At 70.3% G+C, this 15,088-nt stretch carries 12 protein-coding genes; 2 read left to right on the top strand and 10 right to left on the bottom strand.

All coding sequences use genetic code 11. The features are described 5' to 3' along the window. Positions 1-158: 158 nt before the first annotated feature. A complete protein-coding gene (purT, locus tag DEW08_RS26635; protein ID WP_109333027.1) occupies positions 159-1,328 on the top strand; it encodes a formate-dependent phosphoribosylglycinamide formyltransferase in 1,170 nt (389 codons plus the stop codon). Between the two features lie 77 nt (positions 1,329-1,405). Here purT and DEW08_RS26630 read toward each other — a convergent pair whose 3' ends face one another. From DEW08_RS26630 to DEW08_RS26620, 3 genes are all read right to left on the bottom strand, one after another. Continuing rightward, positions 1,406-2,929, bottom strand: coding sequence for a UxaA family hydrolase (locus DEW08_RS26630; RefSeq protein ID WP_109333024.1), 1,524 nt, complete (start codon positions 2,927-2,929; stop codon positions 1,406-1,408). Between the two features lie 81 nt (positions 2,930-3,010). Continuing rightward, positions 3,011-4,414, bottom strand: a complete 1,404-nt coding sequence (gene uxaC / locus DEW08_RS26625; RefSeq protein WP_109333022.1) for a glucuronate isomerase — start codon at positions 4,412-4,414, stop codon at positions 3,011-3,013. 153 nt (positions 4,415-4,567) lie between these two features. Next, positions 4,568-5,002: a methylglyoxal synthase gene (locus DEW08_RS26620; RefSeq protein WP_109333020.1), complete on the bottom strand. Its 435-nt coding sequence runs from the start codon at positions 5,000-5,002 to the stop codon at positions 4,568-4,570. Positions 5,003-5,289: 287 nt separating this feature from the next. Here DEW08_RS26620 and DEW08_RS26615 point away from each other — a divergent pair, with 287 nt between their 5' ends. Beyond that, complete coding sequence (locus tag DEW08_RS26615; protein WP_425429142.1) at positions 5,290-6,051, top strand: GntR family transcriptional regulator; 762 nt, start codon at positions 5,290-5,292, stop codon at positions 6,049-6,051. 74 nt (positions 6,052-6,125) lie between these two features. On the opposite strand, the gene DEW08_RS26610 is transcribed toward DEW08_RS26615, so the two are convergent. The 7 genes from DEW08_RS26610 to DEW08_RS32925 form a co-directional block, all read right to left on the bottom strand. Next, entirely contained in the window at positions 6,126-7,916 is a 1,791-nt protein-coding gene (locus tag DEW08_RS26610; protein ID WP_109333016.1) for an acyl-CoA dehydrogenase, read from the bottom strand. A 60-nt stretch (positions 7,917-7,976) separates the two neighbouring features. Beyond that, entirely contained in the window at positions 7,977-8,912 is a 936-nt protein-coding gene (locus DEW08_RS26605; RefSeq protein ID WP_109333014.1) for an FAD-binding protein, read from the bottom strand. A gap of 2 nt (positions 8,913-8,914) precedes the next feature. Then, a complete protein-coding gene (locus DEW08_RS26600) occupies positions 8,915-9,664 on the bottom strand; it encodes an electron transfer flavoprotein subunit beta/FixA family protein (protein ID WP_109333012.1) in 750 nt (249 codons plus the stop codon). 2 nt (positions 9,665-9,666) lie between these two features. Further along, positions 9,667-11,295 carry an acyl-CoA synthetase gene (locus tag DEW08_RS26595; RefSeq protein WP_109333010.1) on the bottom strand — a complete coding sequence of 543 codons (1,629 nt, stop codon included), beginning with the start codon at positions 11,293-11,295 and terminating at the stop codon, positions 9,667-9,669. A 182-nt stretch (positions 11,296-11,477) separates the two neighbouring features. After that, positions 11,478-12,200 (bottom strand): response regulator, encoded by a 723-nt coding sequence (locus tag DEW08_RS26590; RefSeq protein WP_109333008.1) that lies wholly within the window; start codon positions 12,198-12,200, stop codon positions 11,478-11,480. Between the two features lie 43 nt (positions 12,201-12,243). Next, positions 12,244-14,322, bottom strand: a complete 2,079-nt coding sequence (locus DEW08_RS26585) for an ATP-binding protein (protein ID WP_245987007.1) — start codon at positions 14,320-14,322, stop codon at positions 12,244-12,246. Next, positions 14,319-15,071, bottom strand: a complete 753-nt coding sequence (locus tag DEW08_RS32925; protein ID WP_245987006.1) for a cache domain-containing protein — start codon at positions 15,069-15,071, stop codon at positions 14,319-14,321. The genes DEW08_RS26585 and DEW08_RS32925 overlap by 4 nt, the downstream gene beginning before the upstream one ends. Positions 15,072-15,088: the final 17 nt, after the last annotated feature.

Here is a 15,088-nt window from a genome sequence, read left to right as displayed (position 1 = left end):
CAGCGCGGCATCGGGTTCGCGCGCCGCCGGAAGATTGGCGTTCAAACCGCCGGCGCCCTTGGCTAAGGTGCGCCGGTCGGCCGGGTCCGACCGCGCCTTGCCGGGGGGCGGGCGACGTCAACGCTGGCGACATCCGTCGCCGTCATGGGAGTGCGGGCATGGTCACGGCCAAGATCCTTCTTCTCGGCTCCGGCGAGCTGGGCAAGGAGTTCGTCATTTCGGCAAAGCGCCTCGGCTGTCAGGTCGTCGCCTGCGACAGCTACGCCGACGCCCCGGCCATGCAGGTGGCCGATTCCTGCGAAGTCTTCTCCATGCTCGACGCCGACGCCCTGCGGGCGGCGATCCTGAAGCACGCCCCGGACTTCATCGTGCCGGAGATCGAGGCGATCCGCACCGAGGTCCTGCAGGAGGTCGAGGCGGCCGGGATGACCGTGGTCCCCTCGGCCCGCGCCGCCGCGATGACGATGAACCGCGACCGCATCCGCGAGGTCGCCGCCACCGAGCTCGGGCTGCGCACCTCCCGCTACCGCTACGCCGAAAGCCTGGAGGAGGTGCGGGCCGCCGTGGCCCATACCGGCCTGCCCTGCGTCATCAAGCCGGTGATGTCCTCCTCCGGCAAGGGGCAGAGCACCGTCCGCACCGCCGACGAGCTGGAGGCCGCCTGGACCTATGCGGTCGCCAACATGCGCGGCGACCGCCGCAAGGTGATCGTCGAGGAGTTCGTCGCCTTCGAGTACGAGATCACCCTGCTGACCGTCCGCACGCGCGACGGCGTCCTGTTCTGCGATCCGATCGGCCACCGGCAGGAGCGCGGCGACTACCAGGAGTCCTGGCAGCCGGTCGCCATGCCGGACACGCTGATCGGGGACGCGAAGGACATGGCGACCAAGGTCGTCGACAATCTCGGCGGCTACGGCATCTTCGGCGTCGAGTTCTTCGTCACCCGCGACGAGGTGATCTTCTCCGAGCTGTCGCCGCGTCCGCACGACACCGGCATGGTCACCCTGCTGTCGCAGAACCTGTCGGAATTCGACCTGCACGCCCGCGCCATCCTGGGGCTGCCGATTCCGCGCATCGCCGTGCGCGGCCCGACCGCCTCGGCGGTGATCCTGGCCGACCGCGAGGCGGAACGCTTCACCATCGAGGGGCTGGCCGAGGCGCTGGGCCACGGAACGGCGGACTTCGACGTGGACGTCCGCCTGTTCGGCAAGCCGGTCACCCGCAGGAACCGCCGCATGGGCGTGGCGCTCGCCGCCGGGGCGACGCTGGACGAGGCGCGCGCGCGGGCGATGGCGGCGGCGGCGGCGGTCCGCATCCGCTACGAGTGACGATAAGGAGAAGGCCCCGCCCCGCGGAGTGCGGGACGGGGCCTTCGGACGGGCGGCGACGGGATGCGGGTCGGGGATCACATGACCGCGCCCATCTGCCAGGGGATGAACTCGTCGGATCCGACGCCGATCAGCTCGCTCTTGCTCTTCGTTCCCGACGCGGTGTCGAGGATCATCTGGAAGATCCGGCGGCCGACCTCCTCGATCGTCGCGTCGCCGCTGGCGATCGGGCCGCAGTCGATGTCCATGTCGTCGGGCATGCGGCGGAACAGCGCCGTGTTGGTCGCCAGCTTCAGGCACGGCACCGGCTTGCTGCCGAAGACGGAGCCGCGGCCGGTGGTGAAGCACAGCACGTTGGCGCCCCCCGCCACCTGGCCGGTCGCCGCCACCGGGTCGTAGCCCGGCGTGTCCATGAACACCAGCCCCTTCGCCGTCACCGGCTCGGCATAGCGGTAGACTTCCGTCAAAGCGGTGGTGCCGGCCTTGGCGACGGCGCCCAGCGACTTCTCCAGGATGGTCGTCAGGCCGCCCTTCTTGTTGCCGGGGGAGGGGTTGTTGTTCATCTCGCCGCCGGTGCGGCTGGTGTAGTCCTCCCACCAGCGGATCCGCTCCACCAGCTTCTCGCCGACCGCGCGGCTCACCGCCCGGCGGGTCAGCAGATGCTCGGCGCCGTAGACCTCCGGCGTCTCGGACAGGATGGCGGTGCCGCCCTGGCGCACCAGAAGATCGACCGCATGGCCGAGCGCCGGATTGGCGGTGATCCCCGAATAGCCGTCGGAGCCGCCGCATTCCAGCGCCAGAGTCAGGTGGCTGGCCGGCAGGGGCCGGCGGACGACCGCATCGGCTTCGGGCAGCAGCGCCTCGATCAGGCGGATGCCTTCGCGCACCGCCGCGGTGGTGCCGCCGAGGTCCTGGATCGACAGGGTCCGCACCCGTGCGCCCAGCTCCAGCCCCTCGGCCTCGACCAGCCGGTCCACCTGGTTGACCTCGCAGCCCAGCCCGATGATCAGCACGGCGGCGAAGTTGGGGTGGCGGGCGTAGCCGGCGATGGTGCGGCGCAGGGCGTCGATGGCGTCCCCCTGGGCGCCCATGCCGCAGCCGTAGCCGTGGGCGAGCGCCACGACGCCGTCGACGTTCGGATAGGCGGCAAGTGCCGCGCCGCGGAAATGGTCGGCGATCAGCCGCGCCGCGGTGGCGGAGCAGTTCACCGACGTCAGCACGCCGATGTAGTTGCGCGTCGCCACCTGCCCGTCGGCGCGCCGGATCCCCTGGAAGGTGGCGCGTTCGGCCTCCGGCACCAGGTCGGTCGGCCGGGCGTCGGCGCCGAAGGCATAGTCGCGCTCGAACTCGTCGCCCATGCTCAGGTTGTGGACATGCACATGCTCGCCCGGCGCGATGGCGGCGGTGGCGAAGCCGATGACCTGATTGTACTTGCGCACCGGCTCGCCGGCCGCGATGGGCTGGACCGCGACCTTGTGGCCGGCGGGGACCGTCGTGCCGCAGGCCACATCGGTCCCCGGCAGCCGCGTGCCGGGCAGCAGATCGGCCCCGGCGACGACGACGTTGTCGGCGGGGTGCAGGCGGATGGTCAGCGATGCCATGGAACGGTCCTCGTTGCGGGGACGGCCCGGCCGGACCGTCCCCCTTTCCAGATCGGAACGTGCTGACCCGGCGGTTGCCGGCTACAGCTTGTAGGCGTTCTTGGCGAGCCGGTAGGCGAGATCGACGGCCAGCTCCGCCGCCTCGTCCTCGTCCAGCCGGTGCTCCGACACCAGCCGCGCCAGGAAGGCGCAGTCCACCCGGCGGGCGACGTCGTGGCGGGCCGGGATCGAGCAGAAGGCGCGGGTGTCGTCGTTGAAGCCGACCGTGTTGTAGAAGCCGGCGGTCTCGGTGACCATCTCGCGGTAGCGGCGCATGCCCTCGGGGCTGTCGTGGAACCACCAGGCCGGACCCAGCCGCAGGGCGGGGTAATGGCCGGCCAGCGGCGCCAGCTCGCGGGCATAGCTGGTCTCGTCCAGCGTGAAGAGGATGATGGTCAGGCCGCGCTCGTTGCCGAAGCGGTCGAGCAGCGGCTTCAGCGACCGGACATATTCGGTGGCGGTCGGGATGTCGGCGCCCTTGTCGCGGCCGAACCGCTCGAAGACCTGCGGGTTGTGGTTGCGGAAGCTGCCGGGGTGGATCTGCATGACCAGCCCGTCGTCCAGGCTCATGCGGGCCATCTCGGTCAGCATCTGGCCGCGGAACAGCTCGGCCTCCTCGGCCGTCACGGTGCCGGCCAGCGCCTTGGCGAACAGGCTTTCCGCCTCGGCCGCCGAAAGGTTCGCCGTGCGGGCGGTCGGGTGGCCGTGGTCGGTGGAGGTGGCGCCGCCGACCTCCTTGAAGTACTGGCGGCGGTTGGCGAGCGCGGCGAGATAGCCCTTCCAGGTCGCCGTGTTCTCACCCGTCAGGGCGCCCAGCGCCTCGACGTTGGCCTTGAAGCCCTCGAACTCCGGATCGACCACCGGGTCCGGGCGGAAGGCGGTGACGACCCGGCCCTTCCAGCCGCTGGCGCGGATGGTCTTGTGATGCTCCAGCGTATCGAGCGGGGACTCGGTGGTCGCCAGCACCTCGAGGTTGAAGCGCTCGAACAGGGCGCGCGGGCGGAACTCCGGCTTGCGCAGGCAGTCCTCGATGCGGTCGTAGATGGCGTCGGCGGTGTCCGGGGCCAGACGCTCGGTCACGCCGAAGACCGTCTCGAAGGCATGCTCCAGCCACATGCGGGTCGGGGTGCCGCGGAACAGGTACCAGTGATCGGCCAACTGGCGCCAGATCTTGCGGGAGTCGCTCTCGACCGGCGCGCCGTCCAGGCGCTTCACGCCGACGTCCTCGATGGCGACGCCCTGGCTGTAGAGCATGCGGAAGGCGTAATGGTCCGGCTTGACGAACAGCGTCGCGGGGTCGGGGAACGGCAGGTCCTCGGCGAACCAGGACGGGTCGGTGTGGCCGTGCGGGCTGACGATCGGCAGGTCGCGCACCTCGGCATAGAGCCGCCGCGCAATCGCGCGCTGCGTCGCGTCGCTCGGGAAAAGCCGGTCAGGGTGGAGCATCCTCGGTCTCCGGAAGATAAGGGATGGTGCGGTTGCCGGGGGCGGATCCCCGCTGTCCGCGCCGCATGTGAATATTAATATACTAGCTTGCCCCGCGCATCGCTACAGCCATCATCGGCGCTCAGCCAAAATGCCGCACGCGGCGACCCGGACTCAGAGCTGGCGGCCTTCGTAGCTGCGGAAGTCGACCGGCCGCGGCCGGTAGCTGTCGGTGAACAGCGGCGAGGACACGACCATGTCGGCGGTCGCCTCGTTGCAGGCGAAGGGCACGTTGTAGAGCGTGGCGAGCCGGGTCAGCGCCTTCACGTCGACGTCGTGCGGCTGGGCGGTCATCGGGTCGACGAAGAACACCAGCAGGTCGACGCGCCCCTCGGCGATCATCGCGCCGATCTGCTGGTCGCCGCCCAGCGGGCCGCTCTTCAGCGGGGTCACGTCCAGGTCGGGAAACGCCTCCTTCACCCGGCCGCCGGTGGTGCCGGTGGCATAGAAGATGTGGCCGGACAGGGACCGCAGGTGGGCTCCGATCCAGGTGATCAGGTCGCGCTTGCGGGCGTCGTGCGCGACCAGGGCGATGCACTTGCGTTCCATGAGGCGGGGATCCTGCCGTTGCTGTGCTCCCGATGCGATATTAGCGCGCGGGGGCGAAGGATGACATTGGCGTGACGGGCCAATCAACGTATACTAATATGCCAGGATGAGGCGCAAGCCCCGCGCCCTGCGTCACTTCGCGCGGGGCCACGTCCTGCTGCAGTACGCAGGCGTACGTCCCGGACAAGGGTTTGGTGGCGTCCGGGCCGCAGCCTTGTGGTAGACTGCTCCGCATGGAAGATCGCGCTTTGGACGCGGCGGTGAGAATGGCAAGGACGGGTCGGCAAATGCTCGGCGGCAACGAAGCGGTGAAGGATCGGCGGGTGCGCCGCAAGACGATGAAGGCGGATGCGCGGCCGGTCCAGCGCACCACCACCATTTCCGCGACCATCTACCGCGACCTGCGTGAGGATATCCTGACGCTGCGCCGCGCCCCCGGCTCGCCCATCGCGGAAAAGGCGATCGCCGAGACCTACGGCGTCAGCCGCACGCCGGTGCGCGAGGCCATGCTGAAGCTGGCGGACGAGGGGCTGGTGGAGATCTATCCGCAGTCCGGCACCTTCGTCGGCCGCATCCCCATCGGTGCCCTGCCCGAGGCCATCACCATCCGCCGCGTGCTGGAGGAGGCGGTGGTGCGCTACGCCGCGGAGCGGGCGACCCGCAGCCAGGTGGCGCTGCTGCGCGCCTGTCTGGAGCGGCAGCATGAATGCGACGCCGCCGGCGACCGCGAAGGCTTCCACAAGGCGGACGAGGAGTTCCACGCCCTGCTGGCGGAGATTTCCGGCTATCCCGGCTTCTGGTCGATCATCGATCAGGTCAAGGTGCAGGTCGACCGCTACCGCCGGCTGACCCTGCCGCTGGCCGGCCGCGTCGGCGCCGCCATCGCCGAGCATGAGGCGATCGTCGAGGCCATCGCGTCCCGCGACCCGGCGCGGGCCGTCGAGACGCTGAAGGCCCATCTGGAGCACCTGGAGGTCTCCATCGCCGAGGCCCGGGCGGCGAACCCCGAGTACTTCACCGTTCCCGGATCCGCCGACGCCCGCATCTGAGAGCGGCACCGGGGGAGGGGAGGCTCCGCTCCCCCGGCGTTCCAGGACGGGGCTGCGAGGACGGGGCCGCGGCGTTACATCTGCGCGTCGGACAGCGCCATCACCGTGTCGGCGCCGTTCACCACCGCCGCCCGGCAGCCCTCCACCTGACCCAGCAGATGCTCGGCGAAGAAGCGGGCGGTGACCGGCTTGGCGGCGAGGAAGCCGTCGTCGGCCTCGCCCTCCGACAGGCGGCGCAGGGCGGCGACCGCCCCCAGGCTCAGATAATGGGCGCCGGCGACCAGGCCCATGGCGTTCAGCAGCGGGACGGCCGCGGCGGCGGGCTTCGCCGGGTCGGCGGCGTTGGCGAGGATCCAGCCGGTCATTTCCCGCGTGCGGCCGGCGGCGAGTGCGATCTCGCGGCCGATCACCTGCAGGTCGAGGTCGGTCGAGCCCTCCAGCGTCCGGGCGTTCCCCTCCACCTCGTCCAGCCAGACGCCGAGCGAGGCGCCCTTGTCGCGCAGCAGCTTGCGGTTCACCAGATCGTTGGCCTGGATCGCCGTGGTGCCTTCATAGATGGTGGTGATGCGGGCGTCGCGCAGGTGCTGGGCTGCGCCGGTCTCCTCGACATAGCCCATGCCGCCGTGGATCTGCACGCCCTGGGAGGCGATGTCCTGGCCCGTCTCGGTCGACCAGCCCTTGGCGATGGGCGTCAGCAGCTCCTCCAGCACGGCCGCCGTCTGACGGGCCTCCGGCTCGGGATGGCTGTGGCGGATGTCGTGGGCGGCGGCGGCGGTGTAGAGGATGCCGCGCATCGCCTCGATCCGCGCCTTCATGCTCATCAGGCTGCGCCGGACCTCGGGGTGGTTGAGGATCGGCGTGCGCCCCTCGCCCTGCCAGCCGGCCGGCTTGCCCTGCACGCGCTCGCGGGCATAGGACAGCGCCTGCTGGTAGGCCCGCTCGCCGATGGACAGGCCCTGCAGCCCGACCGCCTGCCGGGCGTGGTTCATCATCACGAACATGTATTCCAGGCCGCGGTGCGGCTCGCCGACCAGCCAGCCGATGGCGCCGCCCTGGTCGCCGAAGGCCAGCACGGCGGTCGGGCTGGCATGGATGCCCAGCTTGTGCTCGATCGAGACGCAGGCCACGTCGTTGCGCGCACCCAGGCTGCCGTCGGCATTCACCATCACCTTCGGCACGACGAACAGCGAGATGCCCTTCACGCCCGGCGGGGCGTCGGGCAGGCGGGCCAGCACCAGATGGACGATGTTGTCCGTCAGGTCATGGTCGCCATAGGTGATGAAGATCTTCTGTCCGTAGACGCGGTAGCTGCCGTCGCCCACCGGCTCTGCCCGCGAGCGGATGGCGGCGAGGTCGGATCCGGCCTGCGGCTCGGTCAGGTTCATGGTGCCGGTCCACTCGCCGGTCACCATCTTCGGCAGGTAGGTCTGCTTGACCTCCTCCGAAGCGAACTGCTGCAGGGCGTTGACGGCGCCCTGCGTCAGCATCGGGCACAGCGCGAAGGCCATGTTGGCGGCGTGCCACATCTCCTGCACGGCGGTGTTCAGCACGTTGGGCAGCCCCATCCCGCCCCACTGCGCGGCGAAGGGCAGGCCGTTCCAGCCGCCCTCGACCAGCGTGTTCCAGGCGTCCCGCCAGCCGTCCGGCGTGGTGACGGCGCCGTCGGTCCAGCGGGCGCCCTGCCGGTCGCCGGGAGCGTTCAGCGGCGCCAGCACGCCGCCGGCGATCTTCGCCGCTTCCTCCAGGATGGAGTCGGCCAGCTCGGGCGTCGCCTCCTCGAAGCCGGGCAGGGCGGCCACGGAATCGAAGCCGGCGATCTCCTTCAGCACGAAGCGGATGTCGCGCAGCGGTGCGGTGTAGGTCATCTCGGTGCTTTCTCCCCAGTCTTCTTCTTGGCGGGCGGTGGTTTCCCGGCCGTTCGGCCGTCAGCCGGCCAGCGCCTTGTCCAGCTCCGGCAGGGCGGCGAACAGGTCGGCGACGAGGCCGTAGTCGGCGACCTGGAAGATCGGCGCCTCCTCGTCCTTGTTGATGGCGACGATCACCTTGCTGTCCTTCATGCCGGCCAGATGCTGGATCGCGCCGGAGATGCCGACCGCGACATAGAGGTCCGGAGCGACGATCTTGCCGGTCTGCCCGACCTGATAGTCGTTCGGGACATAGCCGGCATCGACCGCGGCGCGGCTGGCGCCCACGGCGGCCCCCAGCCGGTCGGCGACCGCCTCCAGCAGCCCGAAATTCTCGCCCGACTGCATGCCGCGCCCGCCGGAGATCACGACGCGGGCGGCGGTCAGCTCCGGCCGCTCCGACTTCACGATCTCGGCGGAGACGAAGCGGGACAGGCCGGGATCGCCCGCCGCGGCGACCGGCTTCACGGTCGCCGCGCCGCCGGTTGCCGGCACCGCCTCGAAGGCGGTGGTGCGCACGGTGACCACCTTCACCGCGTCCGACGACTGCACGGTCGCCAGCGCGTTGCCGGCATAGATCGGCCGGACGAAGGTGTCGGCGCTCTCCACCGCCACGATGTCGGAGATCTGGGCGACGTCGAGCAGGGCGGCGACGCGCGGCAGCACATTCTTGGCGCCCGCCGTCGCCGGGGCCAGGATGTGGCTGTAGCCGCCGGCGACCGACAGGATCAGGGCGGCCAGCGGTTCCGCCAGCGCATGGGCGTAGGCGGCATCCTCCGCCGCCAGCACCGTCTCCACCCCCTCGACGGCGGCCGCGGCGGCGGCGATGCCGGTTCCGGGCGCGGAGGCCGCCAGCAGGTCGACCGGGCCGCCGATCCGGCGGGCGGCGGCGACGGCGTTGAGCGTGGCGGGCTTGAGGACGCCGCCCTCGCAGTCGGCGATGACCAGGATGCGCATCGTCAGATCACCTTCGCTTCGGTCTTCAGCTTCTCGACCAGGGCCGCCACGTCCGGCACCTTGATGCCGGCCTTGCGCGACGGCGGTTCCGCCACCTTCAGCGTCTTCAGCCGCGGCGCGATGTCCACCCCCAGGCTCTCCGCCTTCACCGTGTCGAGCGGCTTCTTCTTGGCCTTCATGATGTTGGGCAGCGAGGCATAGCGCGGCTCGTTCAGCCGCAGGTCGGCGGTCACCACCGCCGGCAGGGTCAGGTCCACCGTCTCCAGCCCGCCGTCGATCTCGCGGGTCACCGTGACGGTGCCGTCGCCGATCGCGACCTTGGAGGCGAAGGTGCCCTGGCTCCAGCCGAGCAGGGCCGCCAGCATCTGGCCGGTCTGGTTGCTGTCGTCGTCGATCGCCTGCTTGCCCAGGATGACGACCTGCGGCTGCTCCTTCTCGATCACCGCCTTCAGCAGCTTGGCGACCGCCAGCGGCTGCAGCTCGGCGTCGCTCTCCACCAGGATGGCGCGGTCGGCCCCCAGCGCCAGCGCGGTGCGCAGCGTCTCCTGCGACTGCGCGCTGCCCAGCGACACGGCGACCACCTCGGTCGCCTTGCCGGCCTCCTTCAGGCGGACCGCCTCTTCCACGGCGATCTCGTCGAAGGGGTTCATGGAGAACTTGACGTTGGCCGTATCCACGCCGGACTGGTCGGCCTTGACGCGGATCTTGACGTTGTAGTCGACGACCCGCTTGACGGCGCACAGCACCTTCATCGTTACAGCTCCTTGACCCGCTGGCGCAGGATGAATTTCTGGATCTTGCCGGTGGAGGTCTTCGGCAGCGGCTGGAACACCACCGTCCGCGGCACCTTGAAGTGGGCGAGGTTGGCGCGGCAGAAGGCGATGATGTCGGCCTCCGTCGTCGCCGCCCCGTCCTTCAGCGTGACGAAGGCGCAGGGCGTCTCGCCCCACTTCTCGTCATGGCGGGCGACCACCGCCGCCTCCAGCACGTCGGGATGGCGGTACAGCACGTCCTCCACCTCGATGGAGGAGATGTTCTCGCCGCCGGAGATGATGATGTCCTTGGAGCGGTCCTTGATCTCCAGATAGCCGTCCTCGTGCCAGACGCCGAGGTCGCCGGTGTGGAACCAGCCGCCGCGGAAGGACTCCTCGGTCGCCGCCGGGTTCTTCAGGTAGCCCTTCATCACGTTGTTGCCGCGCATGAAGATCTCGCCGACCGTCATCCCGTCCTTCGGCACCGGCTCCAGCGTGTCGGGGCTGGCGACCATCACCGCCTCCAGCATCGGGCCGCGCACGCCCTGGCGCGCCTTCAGCGCCGCCTTGTGGTCCAGCGGCAGGTCGTTCCACTTGTCCTGCCAGACGCAGAGCGTGACGGGGCCGTAGACCTCCGTCAGGCCATAGACGTGGGTGACCTCCCAGCCCATCCGCTCGGCTCCGGCGATCACCGCGGCGGGCGGGGCGGCGCCGGCGGTCATCACCTTGATCTTGCGGTCGATGCCCTGCTTCAGCTCGGCCGGGGCGTTGTTGATCATGTTCAGCACGATCGGCGCGCCGCAGAAATGCGTCACCCCCTCCTCGCGGATGGCGTTCAGCACCGCGTCGACCCGCACGGCCCGCAGGCAGACCGAGGTGCCGGCGACCACCGCCATCGTCCAGGGGAAGCACCAGCCGTTGCAGTGGAACATCGGCAGCGTCCACAGATAGACCGGCGCCTCGCCCATGCTCCAGGACAGCGCGTTGGACACCGCGTTCAGGTAGGCGCCGCGGTGGTGGTAGACGACGCCCTTCGGGTTGCCCGTGGTGCCGGAGGTGTAGTTCAGCGCGATGGCGTCCCACTCGTCGGCCGGCATCACCCAGGGATAGTCATCCTCGCCGCCGGCGACCAGCGCCTCGTAATCGCATTCGCCGAACAGCTCGCCGCCGGTGAACTGCGGGTCGTCGATGTCGATCACCGGGATCGGGGTCTTCATCGCCGCGACCGCCGGCTTGCCGACCTTGGCGAACTCGCGGTCGCAGATCAGCAGCTTGGCCTCGCCATGCTCCAGGATGAAGGTGATGGCGGCGGCGTCCAGGCGGGTGTTGATGGCGTTCAGCACGGCGCCGGCCAGCGGCACGCCGAAATGCGCCTCGAACAGTTCGGGCGTGTTGGCGGCCAGCATCGCCACCGTGTCGCCCTTGCCGATGCCGCGCTTGGCGAGCGCCGAGGCCAGCTTGCGGCAGCGCAGCGCGGTTTCCGCCCAGGTCCGGCGCACCGGGCCGTGGACCACCGCCAGACGGTCGGGCCACACGCTGGCCGCCCGCTCCAGGAAGGTCAGCGGGGTCAGCGGGACATAGTTGGCGGCGGTCTTGTCGAGATGAAGGTCGTACGGACTGGTCGCACTCATCGAACCGTTTCTCCCCAGGGCATCGCGATCGTCGCGGTCGCAGTCGTCGCGTTCGTCGCGGCGTTGGCGTGGAGGGTAGCGGTTCGGCTTTTCTCAACTGTCTCCCAAATATGACGAATTGTAAGTCCGGCGAATCGTGCGGGGGGCGTCCGACCCCCGCCCTCCGCCGCCCGCCCTCCGCCTCAGCTCAGCCAGGTCACGTCGGCGGTGAACAGATAGCCGGCGCCGTACACCGTGCGGATCAGCTTGGGCGAGCGCGGATCGGCCTCGATCTTGCGGCGGATGCGGGAGATGCGCACATCGATCGCGCGGTCGAAGGGGATGTCCTCGCGGTCCAGCTCCGGCCCCTGGAGCTGCTCGCGCGTCAGCACCCGGCGCGGCGCCTTCAGCAGGGCGACCAGCAGAGCCGCCTCCGCCGCGGTCAGCGTCTCGCGCCGGCCGTCGTCGGCGGTCAGGGTCAACGCGCCGAGGTCGAAGGTCCAGCCGCCGAAGCGCGCCTTGTCGGACCCGATGCCGCGGGCGTTGGCGATCAGCTGCTCGCGGCGGCGGATCACCGTCTTGACGCGGGCAACCAGCTCCCGCGGCTCGAACGGCTTCACGATGTAGTCGTCGGCGCCCAGCTCCAGCCCCAGCACCCGGTCGGACACGTCGCCCCGCCCGGTCAGCACGATGACGGCGAAGCGCACGTCCTCCGACAGTTCGCGGACCAGCGTCAGCCCGTCCATGTCGGGAAGCCCGAGATCGACGATGCAGACGTCCGGCACCTCGCGGCGGATGGCCGTCCGCACCGCCTGGCCGGAGGCGAAGAAGGCAGCCGAAAAACCGAATCCCTCCAGCACCGTCCGCAGCAAGTCGCGGATGTCCGGATCGTCGTCGACGACGTAGATCAGCTTCCTCCCGCCCATCGCCTTTTCTTTTCCCGTTCTTGTGCCGAGCGCGCTTCTTCCCCTAAACGGCCGCCGGTATCCGGACCGCAGCCGCCAGATCCTTCTTGTCCCATGGTTTGCCGAGAATGACCAGCCCCTCGCGCTCGTCGATCTCCTCTACGGAGAAGCCGCTGATCAGGATCACCTGCACGTCCGGCCGCGCCACCCGCAGATGGCGGGCGAGCTGCAGCCCCGACACCCCGGGCATGACGATGTCCGACACCAGCAGCCGCAGGTCGTCGAGCTGGTCGAGCAGTTCCATCGCCTCGTCCCCGCTCGCCGCCTCCATGACGGAAAACCCCAGCTCCATCAGTTGTTTGCGCATCACCTGCCGGACGTCGTCGTCATCCTCCGCCACCAGGGCGAGCTGGCCGCTCCAGCGCGGCGCCGGCTGGTCGTCCGGCTCGCCGCCGGGCAGGTCCTCCCGCTCGGGCGCGTCGGCCCGCGGAAGCAGCAGGGTGATGGCGGCCCCGGCCCCCGCCGCGCTGTCGATGCGGATATAGCCGCCCGACTGCTTGACGAAGCCGTAGACCATCGACAGCCCCAGGCCGGAGCCCAGCGACTTGGTGGTGAAGAAGGGCTCGAAGGCGCGCGCCAGCCCTTCCGGGGCGAAGCCGCAGCCGGTGTCGCGCACGGCGATCTCGACATAGCGGCCGGGGGCGGGCGGCTCGTCGAAGCCCGCCGTCTCGACCTCCGCGCGCTCCTGCACCGACAGGGTCAGGACGCCGCCCTGCGGCATCGCATCGCGGGCGTTCAGCGCCAGATTGACCAGCGCGTTCTCCAGCTGCGCCGGGTCGGCCACCACCCAGATGCCGTCGGCGCCGCCCGCCGGGTCGGCCGGGGTCCCGATGGCCGGGGTCCCGATGGCCGGCGTTCCGATGGTGGGCGTCTCGATGGTGATGGAGGCGGGCAGGCTGCGGCTCAGCAGCACCGTCATCTCCCGCACCAGCAGCCGCACCTCGACCGGCTGCGGCTTCAGCGGCTGGCGGCGGGCGAAGGCCAGCAGGCGGGCCGTGATGTCGGCGCCGCGCCGGCTCGCCCGCAGCGCGGGCTCCAGGCAGGCGGCGAGATCCTCCAGCCCGGCGAAGCGCTCCCGCGCCACCGACAGGTTGCCGAGGATGATCGACAGCAGGTTGTTGAAGTCGTGCGCCAGCCCGCCGGAGAGCTGCCCGACCGCCTTCAGCCTCTGCGCCTCCAGAAGCTGGCGCTGTGCCTCGCGCTCCTCGGTCACGTCCAGCGACAGCACGAAGAATCCGACCGTCGCCCCCCGCGCGTTGCGCTGCGGGATCAGCATGGTCCGGGTGACCAGCGGCCGGCCGTCGCGGCCGGTGCCGCCGTCCTCGAAGCTGGCGGCCTCCCCGGCGCGGGTGCGCTCCAGATGGGGCGACAGGCGGCGGTAGGCGTCGGCGTCCAGCACCTCGTCCAGGCGGCGGTCCAGCACGTCGTCGGCATCGTGCCCGGCCAGTTCGCGCCAGCGGCGGTTGACGAAGCGCAGCCGCTCCGCCCCGTCCAGATAGGCGATGGCGGCGGGGATGGCGTCGAGGATCAGCCGCTGCCGCGCCTCCGCCTCCTCCAGCGCCGCGGTGCGCTCCTTGACGCGGCTGTCCAGCGTGGCGATGTCGTCGCGCACCCGGCCGATCATCCCGTCGAAGGTGGCGGCCAGCACGCCGATCTCGTCGTTGCGGCGGATGCCGCTCTGCACGTCCAGGTTCCCGGCGCGCACCTGGTCCGCGGTCCCGGCCAGCCGTTGCAGCGGGCCGACCAGCCAGCGGGTGCCGACCCAGCCGAGCGCCCCGCCGATCGCCGTCACCGCCAGCGAGATGCCGAACAGCCGGTTGCGCAGCACGGTGGAGGAGCTGCGCAGCTCCTCCTCGTAGACGCTGGAGGCGATGTACCAGTCCAGCTCCGGGAAATGCCGGACCCAGCTGATCTTCTCATAGGCGTAGTTGTTGGGGTCGCTCGGCTTGTCCCACATGTAGCGCAGGTAGCGCCCCTCCTGCGCCGCCCGCATCAGCGCCTCGGCGATGAACTCGCCGGTCGCCGGGTCCTTCATGTCGCCGAAGGCCGCGCCCTCGATGTTCGGGTTCGGGTGGATGATCATCCGCCGGCGGAATCGAAGATGTAGACGTATCCCGTGCGGGCGATGCGGATGTTGCGCAGGGCCTGGCGCAGATCCTCGATCGCCTCGGCCTTGCGGCGCTCCACCGCGGCGTCGATCCGGTCCAGCCAGGCGCCGGCCCCGATCACCAGCCGGTATTCCGGCAGATGGCGGAAATAGGACATCTTCTGCACCGGCTGCCCGCCGGCCGAACGGCGCCAGGGATAGGTGTGATAGCCCTCGCCCTCGCGCCGGGCGCGCTCGATGATGGTCGGCAGGATGTAGCGCCCCTGTTCGTCCTGCAACTCGGCGACGTTGCGGCCGGCATAGTCGGGGTCGGGGTGCGACAGGATGCGCGAGCCGTAGTCGGTGACCCAGATATAGTCGTCGCGCCCGTGGCGGAAGGCCTTCAGCCCGTCGAAGACCAGCCGTTCCGCCTCCTCGCGGCCGATCTCGCCGTGCTCCATCCGGGCGAAGACATAATCCATGTAGCCCGCCGCCAGGGAGACGGTCAGCCGCATCTCGTTGCGGAAGCCGTCGATGATGGCCGAGCGCTGCTCGTCCAGGCCGCTGCGGATCCGGCCCACCAGCTCGTGCACGTTGTCGAGGATGGTGCGGCTGGCATCCAGCTCGATCTGATAGGCCTTCTCCTCCACCAGCGGCACCGACAGCAGGTAGTAGGCCGAGGAGAACAGCCCCACCAGCAGCAGCATGGTCGAGAACAGGCGGAGGAACAGCCGGGAGCGGAGCATGGGGTCGGGCCTGGAGG

It is taken from the genome of Azospirillum thermophilum, assembly GCF_003130795.1.
Classification (GTDB): domain Bacteria; phylum Pseudomonadota; class Alphaproteobacteria; order Azospirillales; family Azospirillaceae; genus Azospirillum; species Azospirillum thermophilum.
The sequence above is the reverse complement of the archived record's forward strand: the minus strand, read 5'-3'. Positions and strand labels throughout refer to the sequence as shown.

Excerpts from the sequence above, each read along its gene's own strand:
- purT (WP_109333027.1), top strand. The coding sequence starts at position 159 with ATGGTCACGGCCAAGATCCTTCTTCTCGGCTCCGGCGAGCTGGGCAAG.
- DEW08_RS26615 (WP_425429142.1), top strand. The coding sequence starts at position 5,290 with ATGCTCGGCGGCAACGAAGCGGTGAAGGATCGGCGGGTGCGCCGCAAG.
- DEW08_RS26630 (WP_109333024.1), bottom strand. The coding sequence starts at position 2,929 with ATGGCATCGCTGACCATCCGCCTGCACCCCGCCGACAACGTCGTCGTC.
- DEW08_RS26590 (WP_109333008.1), bottom strand. The coding sequence starts at position 12,200 with ATGGGCGGGAGGAAGCTGATCTACGTCGTCGACGACGATCCGGACATC.
- DEW08_RS26605 (WP_109333014.1), bottom strand. The coding sequence starts at position 8,912 with ATGCGCATCCTGGTCATCGCCGACTGCGAGGGCGGCGTCCTCAAGCCC.
- DEW08_RS26600 (WP_109333012.1), bottom strand. The coding sequence starts at position 9,664 with ATGAAGGTGCTGTGCGCCGTCAAGCGGGTCGTCGACTACAACGTCAAG.
- DEW08_RS26585 (WP_245987007.1), bottom strand. The coding sequence starts at position 14,322 with ATGATCATCCACCCGAACCCGAACATCGAGGGCGCGGCCTTCGGCGAC.
- DEW08_RS32925 (WP_245987006.1), bottom strand. The coding sequence starts at position 15,071 with ATGCTCCGCTCCCGGCTGTTCCTCCGCCTGTTCTCGACCATGCTGCTG.
- DEW08_RS26610 (WP_109333016.1), bottom strand. The coding sequence starts at position 7,916 with ATGACCTACACCGCACCGCTGCGCGACATCCGCTTCGTGCTGAAGGAG.
- DEW08_RS26595 (WP_109333010.1), bottom strand. The coding sequence starts at position 11,295 with ATGAGTGCGACCAGTCCGTACGACCTTCATCTCGACAAGACCGCCGCC.
- uxaC (WP_109333022.1), bottom strand. The coding sequence starts at position 4,414 with ATGCTCCACCCTGACCGGCTTTTCCCGAGCGACGCGACGCAGCGCGCG.
- DEW08_RS26620 (WP_109333020.1), bottom strand. The coding sequence starts at position 5,002 with ATGGAACGCAAGTGCATCGCCCTGGTCGCGCACGACGCCCGCAAGCGC.